Genomic DNA, 17,231 nt, shown 5'->3' with positions numbered 1-17,231 from the left:
AGGTGTTCTCGATAAAGGAGGTTGCTTGAATTATGCTGCATCAATTTTCCCGAACGGAATTAGCCATCGGCCCTGAGGGCCTTGAAGTGATGAAGAACAGTACGGTGGCTGTGCTCGGTATTGGCGGCGTAGGTTCCATCGCGGTGGAAGCCCTTGCCCGTACCGGGGTTGGCCGCATCATTCTGATCGATAAAGATGTGGTGGACATCACCAATATCAATCGTCAGATCCATGCGTTAACCACAACGGTGGGTCAGAAGAAAGCCGATCTGATGGTGGATCGGGTTAAACTGATCAATCCGGAGTGTGAAGCGATTGCGCTGAACATGTTCTACACCGAAGAGACGTATGAAGAGCTGTTCAAGTATGAGCTGGATTATGTGATCGATGCTTCGGACACGATTATTTATAAAGTGCATCTGATTAAGGAGTGCCTGCGGCGCGGCATTCCGATCATCTCCAGTATGGGTGCAGCCAACAAAATGGACCCAACGAAGTTCCAGGTAGCTGATATATCCAAAACTTCCATGGACCCGATTGCTCGAATCGTGCGCACGAAGCTGCGTAAAGACGGCATCAAAAAAGGGGTCAAGGTGGTATTCTCTCTAGAGGAGCCCATGAAACCCCGTAAGGACGTTACGGAGAAGATTGTGCCCGAGAATGCACCCGAGATTCGGAAGGCCAAGCAGCCACCGGCAAGCAATGCGTTTGTTCCTCCTGTAGCCGGTCTGATCATGGTTAGCGTAACCGTGAAAGAGCTGCTCGAAAAAGGCGGCGTATCCTTGTAAACGAGGCTTTTAGCAACAGCCGCAAAAATTTAAAAATATATAAAGACGCAGTATCCGAACAGGGGATGCTGCGTCTTTTGCTGCGATTGAAGGAATGCTTATGTAGCTGAACAAGCACTGCGTAATTCATGCGGCAGAGCTGTGCTAGTATATCCAGGCAAGTTGTGCTACAATGAAACTCCTTTTGTGTCGCGGTCAGTTATAAAGCCAGAATTCCGATGCGAAAATAATATGTTTCTTAGGAGGTAACTGAAAGTGTCAGAATCTTTTCAAAGTGCCTATCAAGAAGAAGAGTCAAGGCTAAACGAGGTTATTGTCGAGATTGACCGTCAACTTGAGCGTTTGCGCGGCATTCCCGTATACACGGGTCATGATTTTACGGAGCAGGTGCTCGAAGCAGGACGGGAAGAGAAACGGCAAGCCCTCGCCAAAAGTTTGCCGGAGCCTTACTTCGGAAGGCTGGATTTTCAAGAAAACGGAAACGGAGCGAAGAAACCGCTCTACATTGGGAAGATAGGCTTCGATAAAGCAGATGCCGGGGATCATCCGATGGTGATTGACTGGCGCGCTCCTGTCGCGAGTCTTTTTTATTCGTTTACGGGCGGTGCCGATCCAGCATCATTCGAAGCACCCGAAGGAATCATCGAAGGTCTTGTGTATCTGAAACGCAACGTTGTAATCCGTAAGCAGATCCTGGAGCGGGTCTCCGACACGTACAATCGGGATAGCGGCGGACCCGCTGTATCCGATGAGTTCCTGGTCTACCGTCTCGGGGAAAACAAGGACAACCGGCTTCGGGATATCGTATCTACGATACAGGCCGAGCAGGACAAAATCATCCGGGCAGCGAAAAACACCGCCCTCATTATCCAAGGGGTTGCGGGAAGCGGCAAGACAACGGTAGCGCTGCACCGATTGGCTTATTTGCTCTATCAGTACAAGGAGCAGGTTACTGCGGAGAAAATGATTATTTTTGCGCCGAACCTGATGTTCCTGGATTACATATCCGATGTGCTGCCTGAGCTTGGGGTTGGCGACATTCAGCAGCGTACATTCGGCGACTGGGCTTCGGAGTTACTGGATATTCAGCTCTCCTCGGAAGATCATGCGCAGACGCTGAATCAATGGTTTGAGACAGAACCAGGGCAGGGAACGCCGGACATTGATGACAATGTCAGCGGCCGCTACAAAGGTTCACTAAGGCTAATGGAGCTTATCCGACGCTGTGTGGAATCGTTAGAAACCGAGGCGCTCCCTGTTGACGATTTCTCCCCATGGGATGGAGCCGTTTTAAAACAGGAGACGATAGCTGAATGGTTCTACCAGGAATATAAGCCTTATCCGTTAGCGAAGCGCAAGGAACGGCTGCTGGCAAGATTACACCGCTGGGTAGAAATGGAGCTGAAGAAGTCCCCTTCGGCAGCCGTGATGAAAGAACGGAAGAAAAGGGCGGCTCAACGCGAAAAGGCTTATGGCAATCGATGGCCGAAGTTCGAGCCGGTTTCATTATATAAACAATTGTTCGGTGCGGCTAAAGCGGCCGGTACGTGGTTTGAAGAGCTGTCGGCCCTTATCCCGTCTGGCGTGCTTGCTGCAACGCGCAAAGATTTGAAGAAAAACGTGATCCGGGAAGAGGATCTCCCGGCACTGCTGTATTTCCACTGCCTGCTGAATGATATTTCCGGGGATCAGCGGTTTGACCATATCGTGATTGATGAAGCGCAGGATTTCTCTCCATTTCAGGTAGCCGTGCTGGACCTGTTCGTGAGAGGACATTCTTTCACGATATTAGGTGATTTATCGCAAGGTATCCATGCGTATCGTGGCGTTCATGCTTGGGAAGAGATGAGCTCCCTCTTCAAGGAAGAGGAGACGGCTTACTTTGCTCTGACGCGCAGCTATCGTTCCACGATGGAGATTATTGAATTTGCTAACGACATTCTGGAGAAGGGGGTCAGCAGTGACCTGCTGGCTGTACCCGTATTCCGAAGCGGCGATGCCGTCCGTCTTATACCATATGATTCCAAGGACTCCAGAACAGGTGACTTAGCACGGGCATTGGATACGCTCATCTCCAAAGAATACCGGACCGTTGCGATACTTACCCGCACCTTACGGGAAGCGAAAGATTTACATGAGCAATTAAGTCCCGATTGGCCCGACCTGAACCTGATAGATGGCAACAAAGGAACCTATCAGGGCGGCTATTCCATTCTCCCTGTGTATTTGTCCAAAGGGCTGGAGTTTGATGCCGTTGTCGTGGCGGATGCGGATGCGGCACATTATGCGGAGAAAGCTTGGGATGCCAAGCTAATGTATGTGGGCTGCACCCGGGCATTGCATGAGCTGTGGCTGCTGCATGGAGAGCCGCTGCCTTCCTATGTCATGACGGAAACGTCGGAGATTACTGTCAATGGTTGGCCTGTGGAGTAATGATGTAACATCACGGATGTTAAGGTGATCGAAATTAACAGAAAAAAAGCCTCTTTGGGGTGATACATGCATGCATCATGTGCTCATCCCGACGAGGCTTTTTTGCTGCGCTTATCCAAGCATTTGGTAGGAGGAACCCAACTGATCGATAAATCGAATCAAAGTCCAAACGATGAGAATAGAGAAAGCGGCAAGCAGCAGGATGATCAGAGTTATTTTCTTTCGTACAGGTTTACGGTTCATTTCATATCCTCCGGTCGTGGTTGATTCTAATCATACGTTGCTTAATCTTAAACGCTTTAGAAAGATAAAAGTTTGACTTTTTGTCAAAGCAAGCAGTTATTCATCAGTGTTATCAGATCAACAAATTATGAAGTCATTGCCTTCCACAGGCACAGTTAAATCGAATATGATATGATAGAGCGTGACGGATTTTATTGAAACCGGCTTAGGATTGCATTGATATCAGACAAGGAAGTGTAGCAATGGATTTATTCAGTATCGGGCGTGAAGGGGACCGGGATTCCCGGCTGCTGGCCGATCGCATGCGCCCTTCGTCTCTTGATGAATATATAGGACAAGAACATATTATCGGACCGGGCAAGCTGCTTAGGAGAGCCATTGAGGCGGATCAGGTTTCCTCCATATTGCTGTACGGCCCGCCGGGTTGCGGCAAAACAACCCTCGCCCATATCATATCCCAGCAAACCAAGGGACATTTCGTTCGTCTTAATGCGGTGGAGGCGTCCGTTAAGGACGTTAGGGAAGTCATTGAGCAGGCTCAGAGCAACCGCAGTCTGTATGGGACCAAAACGATACTGTTCCTGGATGAGGTTCATCGCTTTAACAGTTCCAGGCAGGATGCGCTGCTGCCCGCCGTTGAGAACGGCACGATTATATTTATCGGTGCTACGACCGAGAACCCCTTCCATTATGTGAATGGGGCCTTGATGAGCCGATCGACCTTATTCCAGCTTCAGCCGCTGACCAAGGAGCATTCCATGATTGCAATGCAGCGTGCTCTGGCAGATCAAGACAAAGGCCTCGGATTTATGGATCTCAGAGCGGAAGAGGAAGCGCTGGATCACATTGCAACCATGGCGAACGGCGATATCCGGCGCGCGCTGAATGCGCTGGAGCTGGCAGCCATGACTACGCCTCCGGATGCCAACGGTACGATCCATATTACGCTGGATGTTGCGGAGGAATCGATTCGCAGGCCCATCGTGCGTGCCGATGAGTCGACACAGTATGATGTGCTGTCAGCCTTTCATAAGAGCATTCGGGGGTCCAGTGATGCGGCTCTGTTCTGGTTTTTGTACGCGGTTGAAAAGCTCGGGATGGATCCGATGGTTTTCATTCGGCGTTTGATTGCCGCCAGCAGTGAGGATATCGGCTTAGCCAACCCGCAAGCGATGGTGCAGGCGGTAAGTGCGTTGGATGCGTACCGGAATAACGGTTGGCCGGAAGCGAAACTGAATATCGCCCAGGCGATTCTGTTTGCAGTGGAGAGCCCGAAATCGGACAGCGTTGTATCCGCCATCTCCCGTGCCATGTCGGCCATGGATGAGGTGAAATCAGCAGAGGTTCCGCTTCATCTGCGTGATACACATTATCAGGGAGCCGTGAAATTGGGACATATCGGCTACAAATACCCGCATGATTATCCAGGCCATTACGTGAAGCAGGATTATTTACCGAAGGAGCTCTCCCGCAGGGTGTTTTATCAGGCAACCGAGCAGGGGAACGAATCGAAGATCGCCCACAATCAGAGACTACGACGCGAAGAATAGCGGAACGGCTGAGCAACAGCCCTGCGACCGCTAATTAATTGGAGGATAAGAGTAATGAGAACAGGGAAACAACGGTTTGTCATCCTGCTGCTGTCTGTTGGTGTATTGCTCAGCGGCTGTTCGGGAAAAAGCGTCCAGGAGCAGGTCACAAATGGGCAGGCTGCGGAAGCGGCGCATGAGCATGGGCACCAGACTCAGCTGACGAACGGGGATATTCAGGAGGCGACGGCTTCCATTGACGAGCTGCCTGATTTTTTGAAGAATCAGACCAGCGAACTTCAAACGATTTATGCGCTGTCTGCACAAGTGAGTGATGTGCTGAAATATATTCCTTGCTATTGCGGGTGCGGGGAAAGTGCCGGTCATGAGAGTAACTTGAACTGTTTTATCGATGAGATTCAAGAGGATGGGACCGTGGTATGGGATGATCATGGTACCCGCTGCGGAGTGTGCCTGGACATCGCCGTAGAATCTGCAAAAATGAGCAGCGAGGGCATGAGTTTGACGGATATCCGGTCTGCCATCGACGAGAAATACAGCACCGGTTATGCCAAACCGACGCCAACTCCAATGCCGCCAGCTGCAAGCTGATCGGTTACTGGAATGAAAGGAATGAAAATTCAGAAGATGCCGCTTGCGATTCATGAATCGTAGGTGGCATCTTTTTCGTTCGCCGGATTTACTTCGGCAAGCTGGTTGCCCAGGATTTGGGCGGTCTTCTTTCTCATTTGTCATTTTCCCCGCATGACTCTCTCCTGAACCGTGATCTATATCACAGCGCCAAACTATATATAGATGTAAATTTGTTTAACGAAACTATATATAGTGTGATAGTGATCTTGATCTATCTATAAGGAGTTGACCAAATTCATGAAAGTCATGAAGAGAGACGGATGCCTGGTGAATTTTGAGATGAGCCGGATTGTGAAGGCGGTGGATAAAGCATTTATAGCGGTAGAGGGTGCTTCCCGGGAGCAAGCTGCGTTAGAGATTGGCGTTCGGGCAGCCCATATAGCGGCGGGAATGGATCAGGTGACGGTGGAGGAGATTCAGGACATCGTGGTTGAACATTTGCAGAGCAGCGGTTATACAGAGGTAGCCGCGGCCTATCAGCAATACAGGGAAATCCGTGACCTGGAGCGGGTTCGCCGGGGGGAGCTGTACAAAATCAGCAGGGATGTGATTGGGGTAGCCAATCTCGATCTGCTGCGGGAGAATGCAAATCTGAACGGGGATTCCTTCAGCGGAAAAATGAGCCGTATTGGCTCCGAATATGCCAAGTGGATGGCAAGTCATTTCGTTCTCCCGGCGGAGCTTATGAGAGCTGTCAAGGACGGTTATGTATATGTGCATGATCTGGATCAGTATGCGCTCGGAACGACGAACTGTATATTCATCCCATTCAATCGTCTTTTGGAGCGGGGCTTTAATACCGGAAACGGATCCGTCCGGCCGCCGCAGAGTATTATGACGGCAATGGCGCTGGTAGCCATTATTTTTCAATCCCAGCAAAACAGTCAGTTCGGCGGTGTTTCGGGCAGTAAAATCGATTGGGATCTGGCACCGTATGTCGGTAAATCCTTTCGCCGGCATTTTCGCAAGGGTGTGGCCTATCTGGAGGAGGCAGCACAGAGAACATCGACGGCAGGTATTCTTCCGGACACTGAATTATACATAGACAATGAGCAGCTGAAGGAAACATACCCTCGAACTTACCGATACGCCTACAATGAGACGGTGAATGAAGTGAAGCAGGCTGCGGAATCCTTGATCCATAATTTGAATACGATGAGCAGCCGGGCAGGCGGTCAGATTCCCTTCACTTCGCTGAACTACGGCATGTGTACGTCCACCGAAGGGCGTCTGGTGTCCCATGCCCTGCTTGACGCCACGATGAGGGGACTTGGCGGGGGAGAGACGCCGATTTTTCCACAGCATATATTTCAGTGCAAGCAAGGGGTCAATCAAAGGGAAGGAGATCCCAATTATGACCTGTTCCTGAAAGCTGTAGAATGCTCCAGCCGCAGGCTGTACCCGAATTTTGTCAATGTGGACGCATCGTTTAACCTTGCCTACTACAGCCCGGACGATCCGGATACAATCATTGCCACCATGGGGTGCCGAACAAGGACGATTGCAGACCGTTTTGGGCGAAATCGCCTGAGTGGAAAAGGCAATTTGTCCTTCAACACCATTAATCTGGTCAGGCTTGGCATTGAGCATGGAATACTCGAAGGGAAGCGGGACTTACCGGATCTGACCCACTTCTTCAAGCAGCTGGATCATTATATGGCCATTGCGGTGGAGGGGCTGATTCATCGTTATGAGCTGCAAGCGGATCAACCGGCTAAAGCATCTGATTTTATGATGCGGGAAGGCGTGTGGGAAGGCGGCGAAGTGTTGTCACCGGAGGACAAGGTGCGGGATTTGATCAAACACGGCACCCTTGCGCTTGGATTTATCGGGCTGGCTGAATGCCTGAAGGCGTTAACCGGACAGCATCACGGGGAGGATGAGACCAGCCACCGGCTGGGGTTTGAGATCATAAGGCATATGCGGCAGTTTTGCGATGAGGCCAGTGAAAGATACAATCTGAACATCTCCTTGTTTGCAACACCGGCAGAGGGGTTATCCGGAAAATTCACGAAGCTGGATCGCCATACCTTCGGCGTGATCAAGGGGGTAACCGATCGCGAGTATTACACCAATTCCTTTCATATTCCGGTTTACCATCCGATGGCAGCCTATCGAAAAATCCGCTCGGAAGCACCCTTTCACGAGCTGTGTAATGCAGGAGCCATTTCGTATGTAGAGCTGGATGGGAATGCGAGACAGAATACGGCTGCTTTTCGGGAGGTCGTGCAGTTTGCCTTGCAGCAGAATATCGGGTATTTCTCTGTTAATCACCCTGTCGATCGGTGCCCCGCATGCAATTATGAGGGGATTATCGGGAGCGCTTGTCCCGGGTGTGGTGCTTCGGAAGCAGATGGGGACTTCCAGCGGCTGCGCAGGGTAACGGGGTATTTAACCGGCAATTATACCGAGCGCTTCAATTCCGCTAAGCAGGCTGAGGTCAGGGACCGGGTGAAACATCTGTGAATGTGTGCGGATATTTGCCTGAGAGCATCAATGAAGGAGCCGGGCTTCGGGCCGTTCTTTTTGTCAGCGGGTGCCGTCATGCCTGCGAAGGATGTTTTAATGCGGCTTCCTGGGATTTTGAAGCAGGGGAACCGTTTACAGAAGCGATGTCCATGAGAATACTCCAAGAAGTGTTGGATAATCCATTGCTGGATGGCTTGACCTTATGTGGCGGGGATCCGTTCTTCTCTCCGGAGGAATGCAGTGCAGTTCTGCACAGCTTCAGGAAGCTGTGTCCCGGGAAAAATGTATGGGCTTATACGGGATTCACCTTTGAAGCATTGATGAGGCAGCCGAAGCGGCGTGAATTGGCTTTGCTGTGCGACGTGATCGTGGATGGCAAATTTCAAATGGAGCTGAGAGATGTCTCCCTTCCTTTCAGAGGCAGCTCGAATCAGCGATTAATTGATGTAGCGGCCAGCATGGAGCATGGAGCCGTTGTGGAATGGGTTCTCCGATAATATTTCTTCCTATAAAATAAGAGCACACACTTCTCGGAACGGAAACCTTCCGGGTGAAGTGTGTGCTCTTCAAGTTTAAACCAGCCGATCAATAAGGCACTTTATCCGCCGTTTCGATCGTTCCACCGCCGATGCACTCATCCCCTTGATAGAAGACGACGGCTTGTCCAGGCGTGATTGCCTTTTGCGGCTTGGCAAAAGCAACATGAACGGTTCCGTCTTCGCGCGGGGTTATGGTTACTTCCTGATCGGGCTGACGGTAACGGAATTTGGCTGTGCAGGTGTAGGCGTCTTTGGGCATAGCGTCTTGACCTGCAATCCAGTTGATTCCGGAGGCAGCGAGTCCGGTTGAATACAAACTCGGATGATCGCCTTGAACTACGTAAAGAATATTGTTAGTCAAATCCTTATCGGCAACAAACCACGGCTCTCCGTTGCCGGAACCGCCGATTCCCAGACCCTGGCGTTGTCCCAGCGTGTAATACATCAAACCGTCATGACGGCCCTTCACTTCGCCGGTTACAATGTCGACCATATCCCCGGACTGAGCGGGGAGGTATTGTCCAAGAAACTCTTTGAAATTCCGTTCTCCGATGAAGCAGACGCCGGTGCTGTCTTTTTTCTTGGCGGTATACAGTCCTGCTTCCTCTGCGAGACGGCGAACTTCCGGCTTAGGCAGATGCCCGATGGGGAACATCGCTCTGGAGAGCTGCTCCTGGCTCAGTGCATTAAGAAAATAGGTTTGATCCTTGTTGCTGTCGACACCGCGCAGCAAACGGTATTGTCCGTTTTCTTCGATGACACGGGCATAATGGCCGGTGGCCACATAATCGGCTCCCAGATCCATTGCCTTGTTCAGAAATTCACCGAATTTGATTTCACGGTTGCACATGACATCGGGGTTCGGTGTTCTCCCGGCTTTATATTCATCAAGAAAATAGGAAAATACTTTATCAAAGTATTCCTTCTCGAAATTGACGGTATAGTAGGGAATGTCGAGCTGCTCGCACACGCGGCGCACGTCTTCAGCGTCCGCTTCGGCTGTGCAGTAGCCAAGCTCATCGGTGTCATCCCAGTTTTTCATAAAGATGCCGATCACTTCATAGCCCTGCTGCTTGAGCAGGAGCGCTGTTACGGAGGAGTCGACTCCTCCTGACATGCCGACAACGATACGAGTGTTATGATTTTCATTTGCCATCGTTATCACCATTTTCATATTGAATTATGCCCATGGACGTATTTTAACATATTGGAACAAGGTTCACACGCTTCATTTTGTCCACTCAGGGTGAACATTTTTTGGTTTTCCAGCTGGAATATTACCCATTGAGGTTCAGGATATGTTACCATAAGCTGAGGGTAATGATCGGAATACGGAGAAAAACACAGAATTCGGTGTATCCTTCGCTGTGCGAGCCGTATGATCGCTTCACCCAACCACCTACAATTTATGTACAGGATGAACACAATATACAAATTACCGAAAGAGGTGTCACCCCCTTGAAGATATCAACTAAAGGAAGATACGGATTAACGATTATGATGGAGCTGGCTGCCAAGTTTGGCGAAGGCCCAACCTCACTGAAGAGCATTGCCGAGAAGAACCAGCTTTCCGAGCATTACCTGGAGCAATTGATTGCACCGCTTCGGAATGCGGGTTTGGTCAAAAGCATTCGCGGCGCGTATGGAGGATATATCCTTTCTCGCGACCCGGCTACCATCACGGCGGGTGATGTGATTCGCGTGCTGGAAGGCCCGATATCCCCTGTGGATTTTACGGAAGAGGACGATCCGGCGAAGCGGGATCTATGGCTGCGCATCCGCGACAGCATTGCTGAAGTTCTGGATTCCACAACTCTGGATTACCTGATCAACTATCATGAACAGTCTGCTGCAGACAATTACATGTTTTACATTTGACAGGGATTTGAAATCCCGACTATTCAAAGGGATTGAGAGTTATTGAGGAAAAGCGTTACCCACAAGTTACCCACAACACTTAGTTTTTAAGGCCCATTCAAAATCATCTGCAATTTTTAACTGACGATTTTGGGTGACATGTAGATAGATAAGTGTTAAGAATCCCTTTACGCAGGAGTAGCGGTATCTTCCTCAGGTCCTGCCCTTTGTATTGCAGGATATCGAATACCACATAAGCACATAAAAAATAAAGACCCTATGTTGGTCATACCCCTGTCAAGTAGACAGGTGAAAAAGACTAAGCAGCCAGCGCGTGTCGGTACTCAATCGGCGCGCGCTGTTTAAGTTTTGCCTGAAAACGCTGGTAGTTGTAAAAGTAGATATAATCTTCAACGGCTTGATGTAACTCTTCTTCTGATTTACACTGAAGGAGGTACAACTTTTCTGTTTTGAGATGCGAAAAAAAGGATTCGATGCATGCATTATCTAGGCAGGTTGCTTTGCGAGAGTGGCTGCCTTTAATGCTGAATTCTTCTAACCGTGTGTTGTACGCCTGAGACGTGTATTGGAAGCCCTGATCCGAATGGAGCACGGCTTCTGAGACGTCTTTTTTTCTTATCCACTGCTCGACGGTATCGAGTACAAGTTCCAAATCGTTACGTCTAGAAATCTGCCAAGCTACAATCTCATTATTAAACAAATCTTGAATCACGGACAAATAATAAAAGTGTGTTCCGTCAGAGATATAGGTAATATCCGTCACCATTTTTTGTCCCGGGGCAGTAGCATGAAATTGCCGTTTGAGTCGGTTAGGGTACACCACGGATGGTGTATAACTAGATAATTTTCGTTTCTTTCGAATCACAGACTGAATCGACAGCTCTTTCATCAAACGCCATACCTTTTTGTGATTCACACGGTAACCAGCTTCCCACAAAGCCGTTACCATTCGAGGATAACCGAAATATGGATGAGCCAAGTGAGTAGCCATCATGTGTTCTTTGATCTCTTGATCCAGGCCTTCTTTTTGGCTACTACGATAAAGGCGCATTGACCGCCACTTGTAGTAACTGGCTCTAGGCACTCCCACAACAGCTAACAACCTTGTAACGCCGTGTTGGTCCCTCAATTCTTCGATGATTTCATAGTTTTGCTGTCGACTAAGGCTGTCTCCTTTAACAGATTGGGATACCGCTTTTTTAAATAATCTACCTGCGCTTTTAGATAATCTCGTTCTTCTTCGATACTTGAGAACGTCGTGCGAGGGCGTCCTTTCATGGGACTACCAGAGCCTTTACGCGTATCGAATACCTCTCCATCTCGATATTTTCTCACCCACGTTTTAAGTTGTGTACAACTTCGTATTCCCAGCTTGTCTGCTACAGCTTGATAGCTCATAGATCCCTCGAGGTAGCATTGAACTGCTCTTAATTTGAACTCCTCCGTATACGATTGAAAAACTTGTCCCTTTTTAGCCATAAAAATACCCCCTCCAAGTTCGCTCGATTCTCATGATAACATGAGGCTTTTTTCGAGTGTCTACTTTGAGGGGATAATACCAATGTTGGGTCTTTATTTTTTATGATTCATTTTTCACGAAAATTCTAGTAAGTATTATACCACTCAGTATTCCGAATATTATATTAACGTGTAATTTCATAAAGATGTTTGTGAAAAATGAGGGTTCAATATCTATAAAGAATGCGGGGAGCATTGCTAAAAATAATGAGACTAGAAAAGGAAATATTAATGAATAGTGTATGCTTATTTTCTTTTTTACAAGCTTAATGACATTTGACCAATCGAAAACAATACCTAGACAAAGACTGAGCAAAATAATTTTCAAACGCTCCATATTTGCTGCAGGGGACAGCTCATTAATATATTTGTTCATGGATACGTAGGAATGATCAATAGCGAGTAAAATAAAAAACATTACTACTCCGACAACAAGGAATGTGATGATTTTCCTCAATTTTATTTAACCCCTCCTTACGAATGAAATAAAAAAGCACCTCGGAAATCATTGTATGATTTCCGAGGAAAAGAGTTCATGAAGGTTGATATCTTAGTTGGTTGAATATATTCCTAACTTATTTTGCTTAAATACCTCATCTTGGACTTTATTCCATTCATCAGCTTTACCCGACCAGATTTCTCTACCTGACTCATCGTTTACTGTTACTTTTGGATTGATCGGTTTGGCTTGTCCTGATTCAATCGCTAAATCTAATTGTTTTCGTTCTTCTTTAATGTTCAATAATTCAGCATCTGGAAGATCGTTAGCATTGTTTTTTTCTGCTGAGAGTCTGCTACCAGTTTCCAGATACATACTTGATTTGCTCCCGATTTGTGCGTCCATTGCAAACAAGCCTGAGGCCGTCCATCCATTTAGAAATGTCCAATTCTCATTTCCATGAGCAAGCATTAGATTGCTGATTGAAGTATTTGATGTCCCCGTCCAGTTATAATCTACCCAAGCGTTTACACTTTGACCAGGGTTTATGAAATCACCGGTGTTATTATCTCCAAAAGTATACCGGTAAGTACTGGTAGTTCCACTAACAGAAATATTTACACTCCATGTTGATGCATCTGAATCATTTCCGCTAGAAGCGTACATGTTTTTAAACTGCAAATGAGTGTTTGGAAGTCCTATCCAGTGACTAGGGACAATCCCTCCACGACGTAGTTGATGCGGAGGTGGCTATTGGGAACGAGAGACACATTACCATGGCAAGGGTAGTGATAATTGACTTCTTTTTCTTCAATGTAATTCCTCCTTATCTATAAGTTGCATAAACTTTACCAAATATTCCTTATACTCATCAAAGAGGGTGAAGAGAAATAAGCTCTTATATCCGCTGAATAACTAGATTAGACTTTGAATAACTCCAAATAACTGGAAATTCAATTATTCACCAAGTTAACAGGTATTGTCGTACTGATCCACACGTTTAGTCGAGAAATCAAGTTGTCCATGCCTGAGGGAGAATGGCATTGGATTAAGATCGACGAGATTGTTTCGGCAAATTGATCAAAAAGAAATCGAAAAAAAAGGACTCCAGTTCTTAGCGGCGGAGTCCTTTTTCATTGCACTTCAATAAATATTAGTACCCACACCTCAACCACAAAAAGCTTGTAGGTTGTTGTTTGTCTTTATAGATTGTACTATTATAGAAGACACTAAAATCTTGAATCTGAAAGGGTTGTTGTAGAATGAACTTTAGTCTTGTAGATCCTGTCAGATATATGTTCTACATTTAAGGGTGACCTATTATGAAATCAATATATCTGGATCATGCCGCATCAACTCCGGTGCACCCGGAAGTTGCCCAGCGGATGATGAATGTGATGACAGGCCAATACGGCAACGCTTCAAGCGTCCATGCCTTTGGACGAGAAGCGAAGAAGATTATAAGCGGGGCGCGTGATCAAATCGCGGCCCTTTTAGGATGCCAGTCGGACGAGCTGGTGTTTACCGCAGGCGGAACCGAAAGCGATAATCTGGCTATTTTGGGAATGCTGGAATCGCTCGGAACGAAGGGCAAACACGTCATTACGTCAGCGATCGAGCACCATGCAGTGCTTCATACATGCCATGAGCTGGAACGGCAGGGCTGTGAGGTGACCTATGTCCCTGTAGACAGTACAGGACGTGTGTCCGTGGAGGACATTGTCGGCGCGATCAAGGACAACACGGTGCTTGTGACGATTATGTACGGTAATAATGAAGTAGGCACTGTTCAACCGATTGCTGAGATCGGCGAGGTATGCCGCAGCCGGGGAATTGTGTTCCACAGTGATGCTGTGCAAGCTCTGGGCTCAGAGGCAATCTCATGCCGCGACCTGCCGGTGGATATGTGGAGCTTCTCCGCTCACAAAATCAACGGACCGCAGGGCGTTGGGGCTTTGGTTGTCCGCAGAGGAATCAGTGTAACCCCACGCCTGTTCGGAGGGCTGCAGGAGAAGAAACGTCGTGCCGGAACCGAGAATATGGCTGGAATAGCCGGTTTTGCAGCGGCTGTGGAATTGGCCGTGAGAAACATGGAGCAGCGTATTCAGCATTACAGCGGGCTGAGATCAACCCTGCTTCAGGGTCTTCGTCAGGAGATTGGCGAGGATTCTTTTGTGATCAACGGAAACCTGGATCATTACCTACCTCACATCCTAAATATCAGCTTTTCTGGTTCCAACACGGAGTCTATGCTGATGAACCTCGATATGGAAGGGATTGCGGCAGCAAGCGGCTCAGCCTGCACGTCGGGATCTCTGGAAGTATCCCATGTACTCCAATCCATGAAACTTTCTGACCCTGTTTTGCGCTCTGCGATTCGTTTTAGTTTCGGTTTGGGTAATACTACTCAAGAAATGGAGTACACTGCCCAAAAAATTGGAACCATCCTTAATCGGTTACGTAAATAGATGTTAAGGGATTTCTTCTTCTAAGGAAAAGGGGGTATGCGTTCGTCCATTTCATCCTTTGAGATTGGCCGTTAGTCGGATGTCGTTTTGACCGGCGGTTGATTTTAAACCCATGGAGGATGAGGAGGTGCCCACCGTATTATGAAACTTCAAGAAATGATTGGACTGGCTGTATTCGACGTGGAGAACGGTAAGGAAATCGGCAAAATCCACGATTTTATACTAGATGAGAACTGGTTGATCACCGGATTGGAACTGGACGGCAAGGCTTTGTTTTCCACTCATGTGAAAAGCGTCTCATGGGAAGATATTGTAGCCTATGGGGAAGATGCCGTCATGATTCGCAACCAGGAGGCTGTCCGAAAGCTGGGCGCCAATGATATACCGCTTACGTACCTGTTGGGCAAGCGCAAACTGAAAGAGATGCAGGTCTTGACCGAGGATGGAATCCTGCTTGGACGTATATCGGATGTTTATTTTGAGCAGGAACAGGGCAATACAATACTAGGGTTAGAAATATCTGATGGATTTGTATCGGATTTGATCGAAGGTCGCAAATGGCTGCCTTGCACAGCGGAAATGGCTATCGGCGAGAGTGCCGTCATGGTACCCCCGATGAGCGAACAGCGTCTGGAAAAAGCCATTAATTCTGTGAACGGATAGGGTGAGGTAGGATGAAATGTCCAAACTGTAGTTCCAAAGATATCGGAAAGATTGGCTCCCACCAGTTTTATTGCTGGGGTTGCTTTATCGAATTGACAGTCAACGGAGAGAAAATGTCAGTATACCAAGTAGAAGAGGACGGCACGCTCAGCTCGCTGGATGACCTGTTCTTCGGCGATGAAATGCAGCCGGATTTCCCTCAAATACACGCGTCCTCTTAAAGTGCGCGTACATATTACAAGATAAACGACTCCTTGCCAAAGGCCGATGCGGCTGTATAGCAGGAGTCTTTTTTCATGTCCGCTGCTGGAAATCTTAGTTTATTTCTGGAAGCTTGTACATATACTACAGGATAGCTTGCGAAAAAGGAGGGTACCCTGTGGAACAGCTGACGGAGAGCAAGTGGTTTCGATTATTGGTATGGTTGATGCTTGGATTGATCTCTCTTTACTTTGTCTGGCTGCTGCGTCCGCTGTTTCTGGATGTCTATCGATTTCTCAAGGCTGTTCTGGCACCATTTCTGGTTGCCATGATCATATCTTATGTGCTCAATCCGGTTGTATGCATGCTCTCCGACCGCAAAGTTCCCCGCAGCATGGCCGTGCTGATCATTTATGCCGTCTTTCTGACCTCGCTCGCGGTCATTCTGATTAATATGATTCCGATGCTGATTCGGCAGCTGGAAGAGCTTAATGAGCATCTGCCCGAATTAACAATGAATGCTCAAAGTCTCATGACCAATCTGGATAGCAGGCTGCTGCCGCCTGGGGTTCGCACGGGGATGAACAGCTGGTTCTTTCAGATGGAATCGAGGCTCGCTGGCGGCATCACGGCTTTTATGGACAATATCGGCAACACCATCAACATCCTGTTTAATGTATTGATTGTTCCGTTCCTGATCTTTTACATATTAAAAGATTTTGAGGTGTTCCAGCGAACCGCCGTATCGTATCTGCCCCGGAGTCATCGCAAATCAATTGTCATGCTGCTTAAGGAGATCGACACGGCGCTTGGGAATTATGTCCGCGGGCAGTTTCTGGTGTGCTTGATCATCGGCGTTCTGGCTTACGTGGGGTATATTATCGTGGGCATGCCTTACGCACTGCTGCTGGCCAGCATCGTGGCGGTGTTCAACATCATTCCGTATTTAGGCCCTTTTCTCGGCGCGGCTCCTGCGCTTGTGATGGCATCCACCATTTCATGGAAGATGGTGCTGCTTGTGGTGGTTGTGAATATGATCTGTCAGACGCTGGAGAGCAACGTCATTTCACCCCAAGTGGTGGGAAAAAAGCTGCATATGCATCCACTGTTGATCATTTTTGCCCTGTTAGTCGGGGGGCAGTTGGCAGGAACGGTGGGCTTGATTTTGGCTGTGCCCGTTTTTGCTGTCATCAAAGTGCTGCTGCAGCATTTTTTTGCCTATTATGTAAGAAGGAAATCAGGCTGATTGCTCCAATACAGACTTGTCATGCTCCTGCATTGACAGATAGATTCACCCTAGATATACTTGAAATGTTAGATCCATAACCGTACAAATCGATGAGAAAATCAAGTAGGCTTAGAGTACCTTGCTCAGAGAACAGGTTCCTTACGGGCAATCATCCGTCTGG

Annotated in this window: 15 protein-coding genes and 1 pseudogene; 11 read left to right on the top strand and 5 right to left on the bottom strand. The window is 48.0% G+C overall.

Annotated features, from left to right (window positions below; genetic code table 11):
- Positions 1-32 precede the first annotated feature (32 nt).
- Positions 33-788 carry a tRNA threonylcarbamoyladenosine dehydratase gene (locus B9D94_RS21525; RefSeq protein ID WP_006208854.1) on the top strand — a complete coding sequence of 252 codons (756 nt, stop codon included), beginning with the start codon at positions 33-35 and terminating at the stop codon, positions 786-788.
- A 255-nt stretch (positions 789-1,043) separates the two neighbouring features.
- Entirely contained in the window at positions 1,044-3,221 is a 2,178-nt protein-coding gene (locus B9D94_RS21520; protein ID WP_148247954.1) for a HelD family protein, read from the top strand.
- A gap of 111 nt (positions 3,222-3,332) precedes the next feature.
- Here the strand turns inward: B9D94_RS21520 and B9D94_RS31800 are convergent, their stop codons facing one another.
- Entirely contained in the window at positions 3,333-3,464 is a 132-nt protein-coding gene (locus B9D94_RS31800; RefSeq protein WP_255308661.1) for a hypothetical protein, read from the bottom strand.
- 242 nt (positions 3,465-3,706) lie between these two features.
- On the opposite strand from B9D94_RS31800, the gene B9D94_RS21515 reads away from it, so the two are divergent.
- The 4 genes from B9D94_RS21515 (at position 3,707) to nrdG (ending at position 8,613) form a co-directional block, all read left to right on the top strand.
- Positions 3,707-5,014 carry a replication-associated recombination protein A gene (locus B9D94_RS21515; protein ID WP_148247953.1) on the top strand — a complete coding sequence of 436 codons (1,308 nt, stop codon included), beginning with the start codon at positions 3,707-3,709 and terminating at the stop codon, positions 5,012-5,014.
- Positions 5,015-5,068: 54 nt separating this feature from the next.
- Entirely contained in the window at positions 5,069-5,605 is a 537-nt protein-coding gene (locus B9D94_RS21510; protein WP_063478882.1) for a PCYCGC motif-containing (lipo)protein, read from the top strand.
- 279 nt (positions 5,606-5,884) lie between these two features.
- The gene (locus B9D94_RS21505) at positions 5,885-8,113 is read left to right on the top strand and encodes an anaerobic ribonucleoside triphosphate reductase (protein ID WP_148247952.1); all 2,229 of its coding nucleotides are present in this window, start codon (positions 5,885-5,887) and stop codon (positions 8,111-8,113) included.
- Positions 8,110-8,613: an anaerobic ribonucleoside-triphosphate reductase activating protein gene (gene nrdG, locus B9D94_RS21500; RefSeq protein WP_148247951.1), complete on the top strand. Its 504-nt coding sequence runs from the start codon at positions 8,110-8,112 to the stop codon at positions 8,611-8,613. Before B9D94_RS21505 ends, nrdG begins: the two co-directional genes overlap by 4 nt.
- Before the next feature lie 88 nt (positions 8,614-8,701).
- On the opposite strand, the gene mnmA is transcribed toward nrdG, so the two are convergent.
- Complete coding sequence (gene mnmA / locus B9D94_RS21495; RefSeq protein WP_172963981.1) at positions 8,702-9,811, bottom strand: tRNA 2-thiouridine(34) synthase MnmA; 1,110 nt, start codon at positions 9,809-9,811, stop codon at positions 8,702-8,704.
- A gap of 302 nt (positions 9,812-10,113) precedes the next feature.
- On the opposite strand from mnmA, the gene B9D94_RS21490 reads away from it, so the two are divergent.
- On the top strand, positions 10,114-10,533 hold the full coding sequence (locus B9D94_RS21490; RefSeq protein WP_006208860.1) for a cysteine metabolism transcriptional regulator CymR: 420 nt from the start codon (positions 10,114-10,116) through the stop codon (positions 10,531-10,533).
- Positions 10,534-10,831: 298 nt separating this feature from the next.
- Here B9D94_RS21490 and B9D94_RS21485 read toward each other — a convergent pair.
- From B9D94_RS21485 to B9D94_RS21480, 3 genes and pseudogenes are all read right to left on the bottom strand, one after another.
- A pseudogene (locus B9D94_RS21485) lies at positions 10,832-11,719 on the bottom strand (IS3 family transposase); the annotation flags it as partial.
- Positions 11,659-12,012: a transposase gene (locus tag B9D94_RS31965; RefSeq protein ID WP_367613778.1), complete on the bottom strand. Its 354-nt coding sequence runs from the start codon at positions 12,010-12,012 to the stop codon at positions 11,659-11,661. The gene B9D94_RS31965 and the pseudogene B9D94_RS21485, both read right to left, overlap by 61 nt.
- Positions 12,013-12,601: 589 nt before the next feature.
- Positions 12,602-13,156 carry a hypothetical protein gene (locus B9D94_RS21480; RefSeq protein ID WP_172963980.1) on the bottom strand — a complete coding sequence of 185 codons (555 nt, stop codon included), beginning with the start codon at positions 13,154-13,156 and terminating at the stop codon, positions 12,602-12,604.
- 656 nt (positions 13,157-13,812) lie between these two features.
- Between B9D94_RS21480 and B9D94_RS21470 the strand changes: the two genes are divergently transcribed.
- The 4 genes from B9D94_RS21470 (at position 13,813) to B9D94_RS21455 (ending at position 17,068) form a co-directional block, all read left to right on the top strand.
- Positions 13,813-14,958 carry a cysteine desulfurase family protein gene (locus B9D94_RS21470; protein ID WP_006208863.1) on the top strand — a complete coding sequence of 382 codons (1,146 nt, stop codon included), beginning with the start codon at positions 13,813-13,815 and terminating at the stop codon, positions 14,956-14,958.
- A gap of 141 nt (positions 14,959-15,099) precedes the next feature.
- A complete protein-coding gene (locus B9D94_RS21465) occupies positions 15,100-15,621 on the top strand; it encodes a PRC-barrel domain-containing protein (protein WP_006208864.1) in 522 nt (173 codons plus the stop codon).
- A gap of 11 nt (positions 15,622-15,632) precedes the next feature.
- A complete protein-coding gene (locus B9D94_RS21460; RefSeq protein WP_006208865.1) occupies positions 15,633-15,842 on the top strand; it encodes a hypothetical protein in 210 nt (69 codons plus the stop codon).
- Positions 15,843-16,000: 158 nt separating this feature from the next.
- Positions 16,001-17,068, top strand: coding sequence for an AI-2E family transporter (locus B9D94_RS21455; protein WP_006208866.1), 1,068 nt, complete (start codon positions 16,001-16,003; stop codon positions 17,066-17,068).
- Positions 17,069-17,231: the final 163 nt, after the last annotated feature.

Origin of the sequence: Paenibacillus sp. Cedars (assembly GCF_003184205.1) — a bacterium.
GTDB lineage: Bacteria > Bacillota > Bacilli > Paenibacillales > Paenibacillaceae > Paenibacillus_AQ > Paenibacillus_AQ glucanolyticus.
Note: the sequence above shows the minus strand (reverse complement) of the source record. Positions and strands in the feature narration are given on the sequence as shown.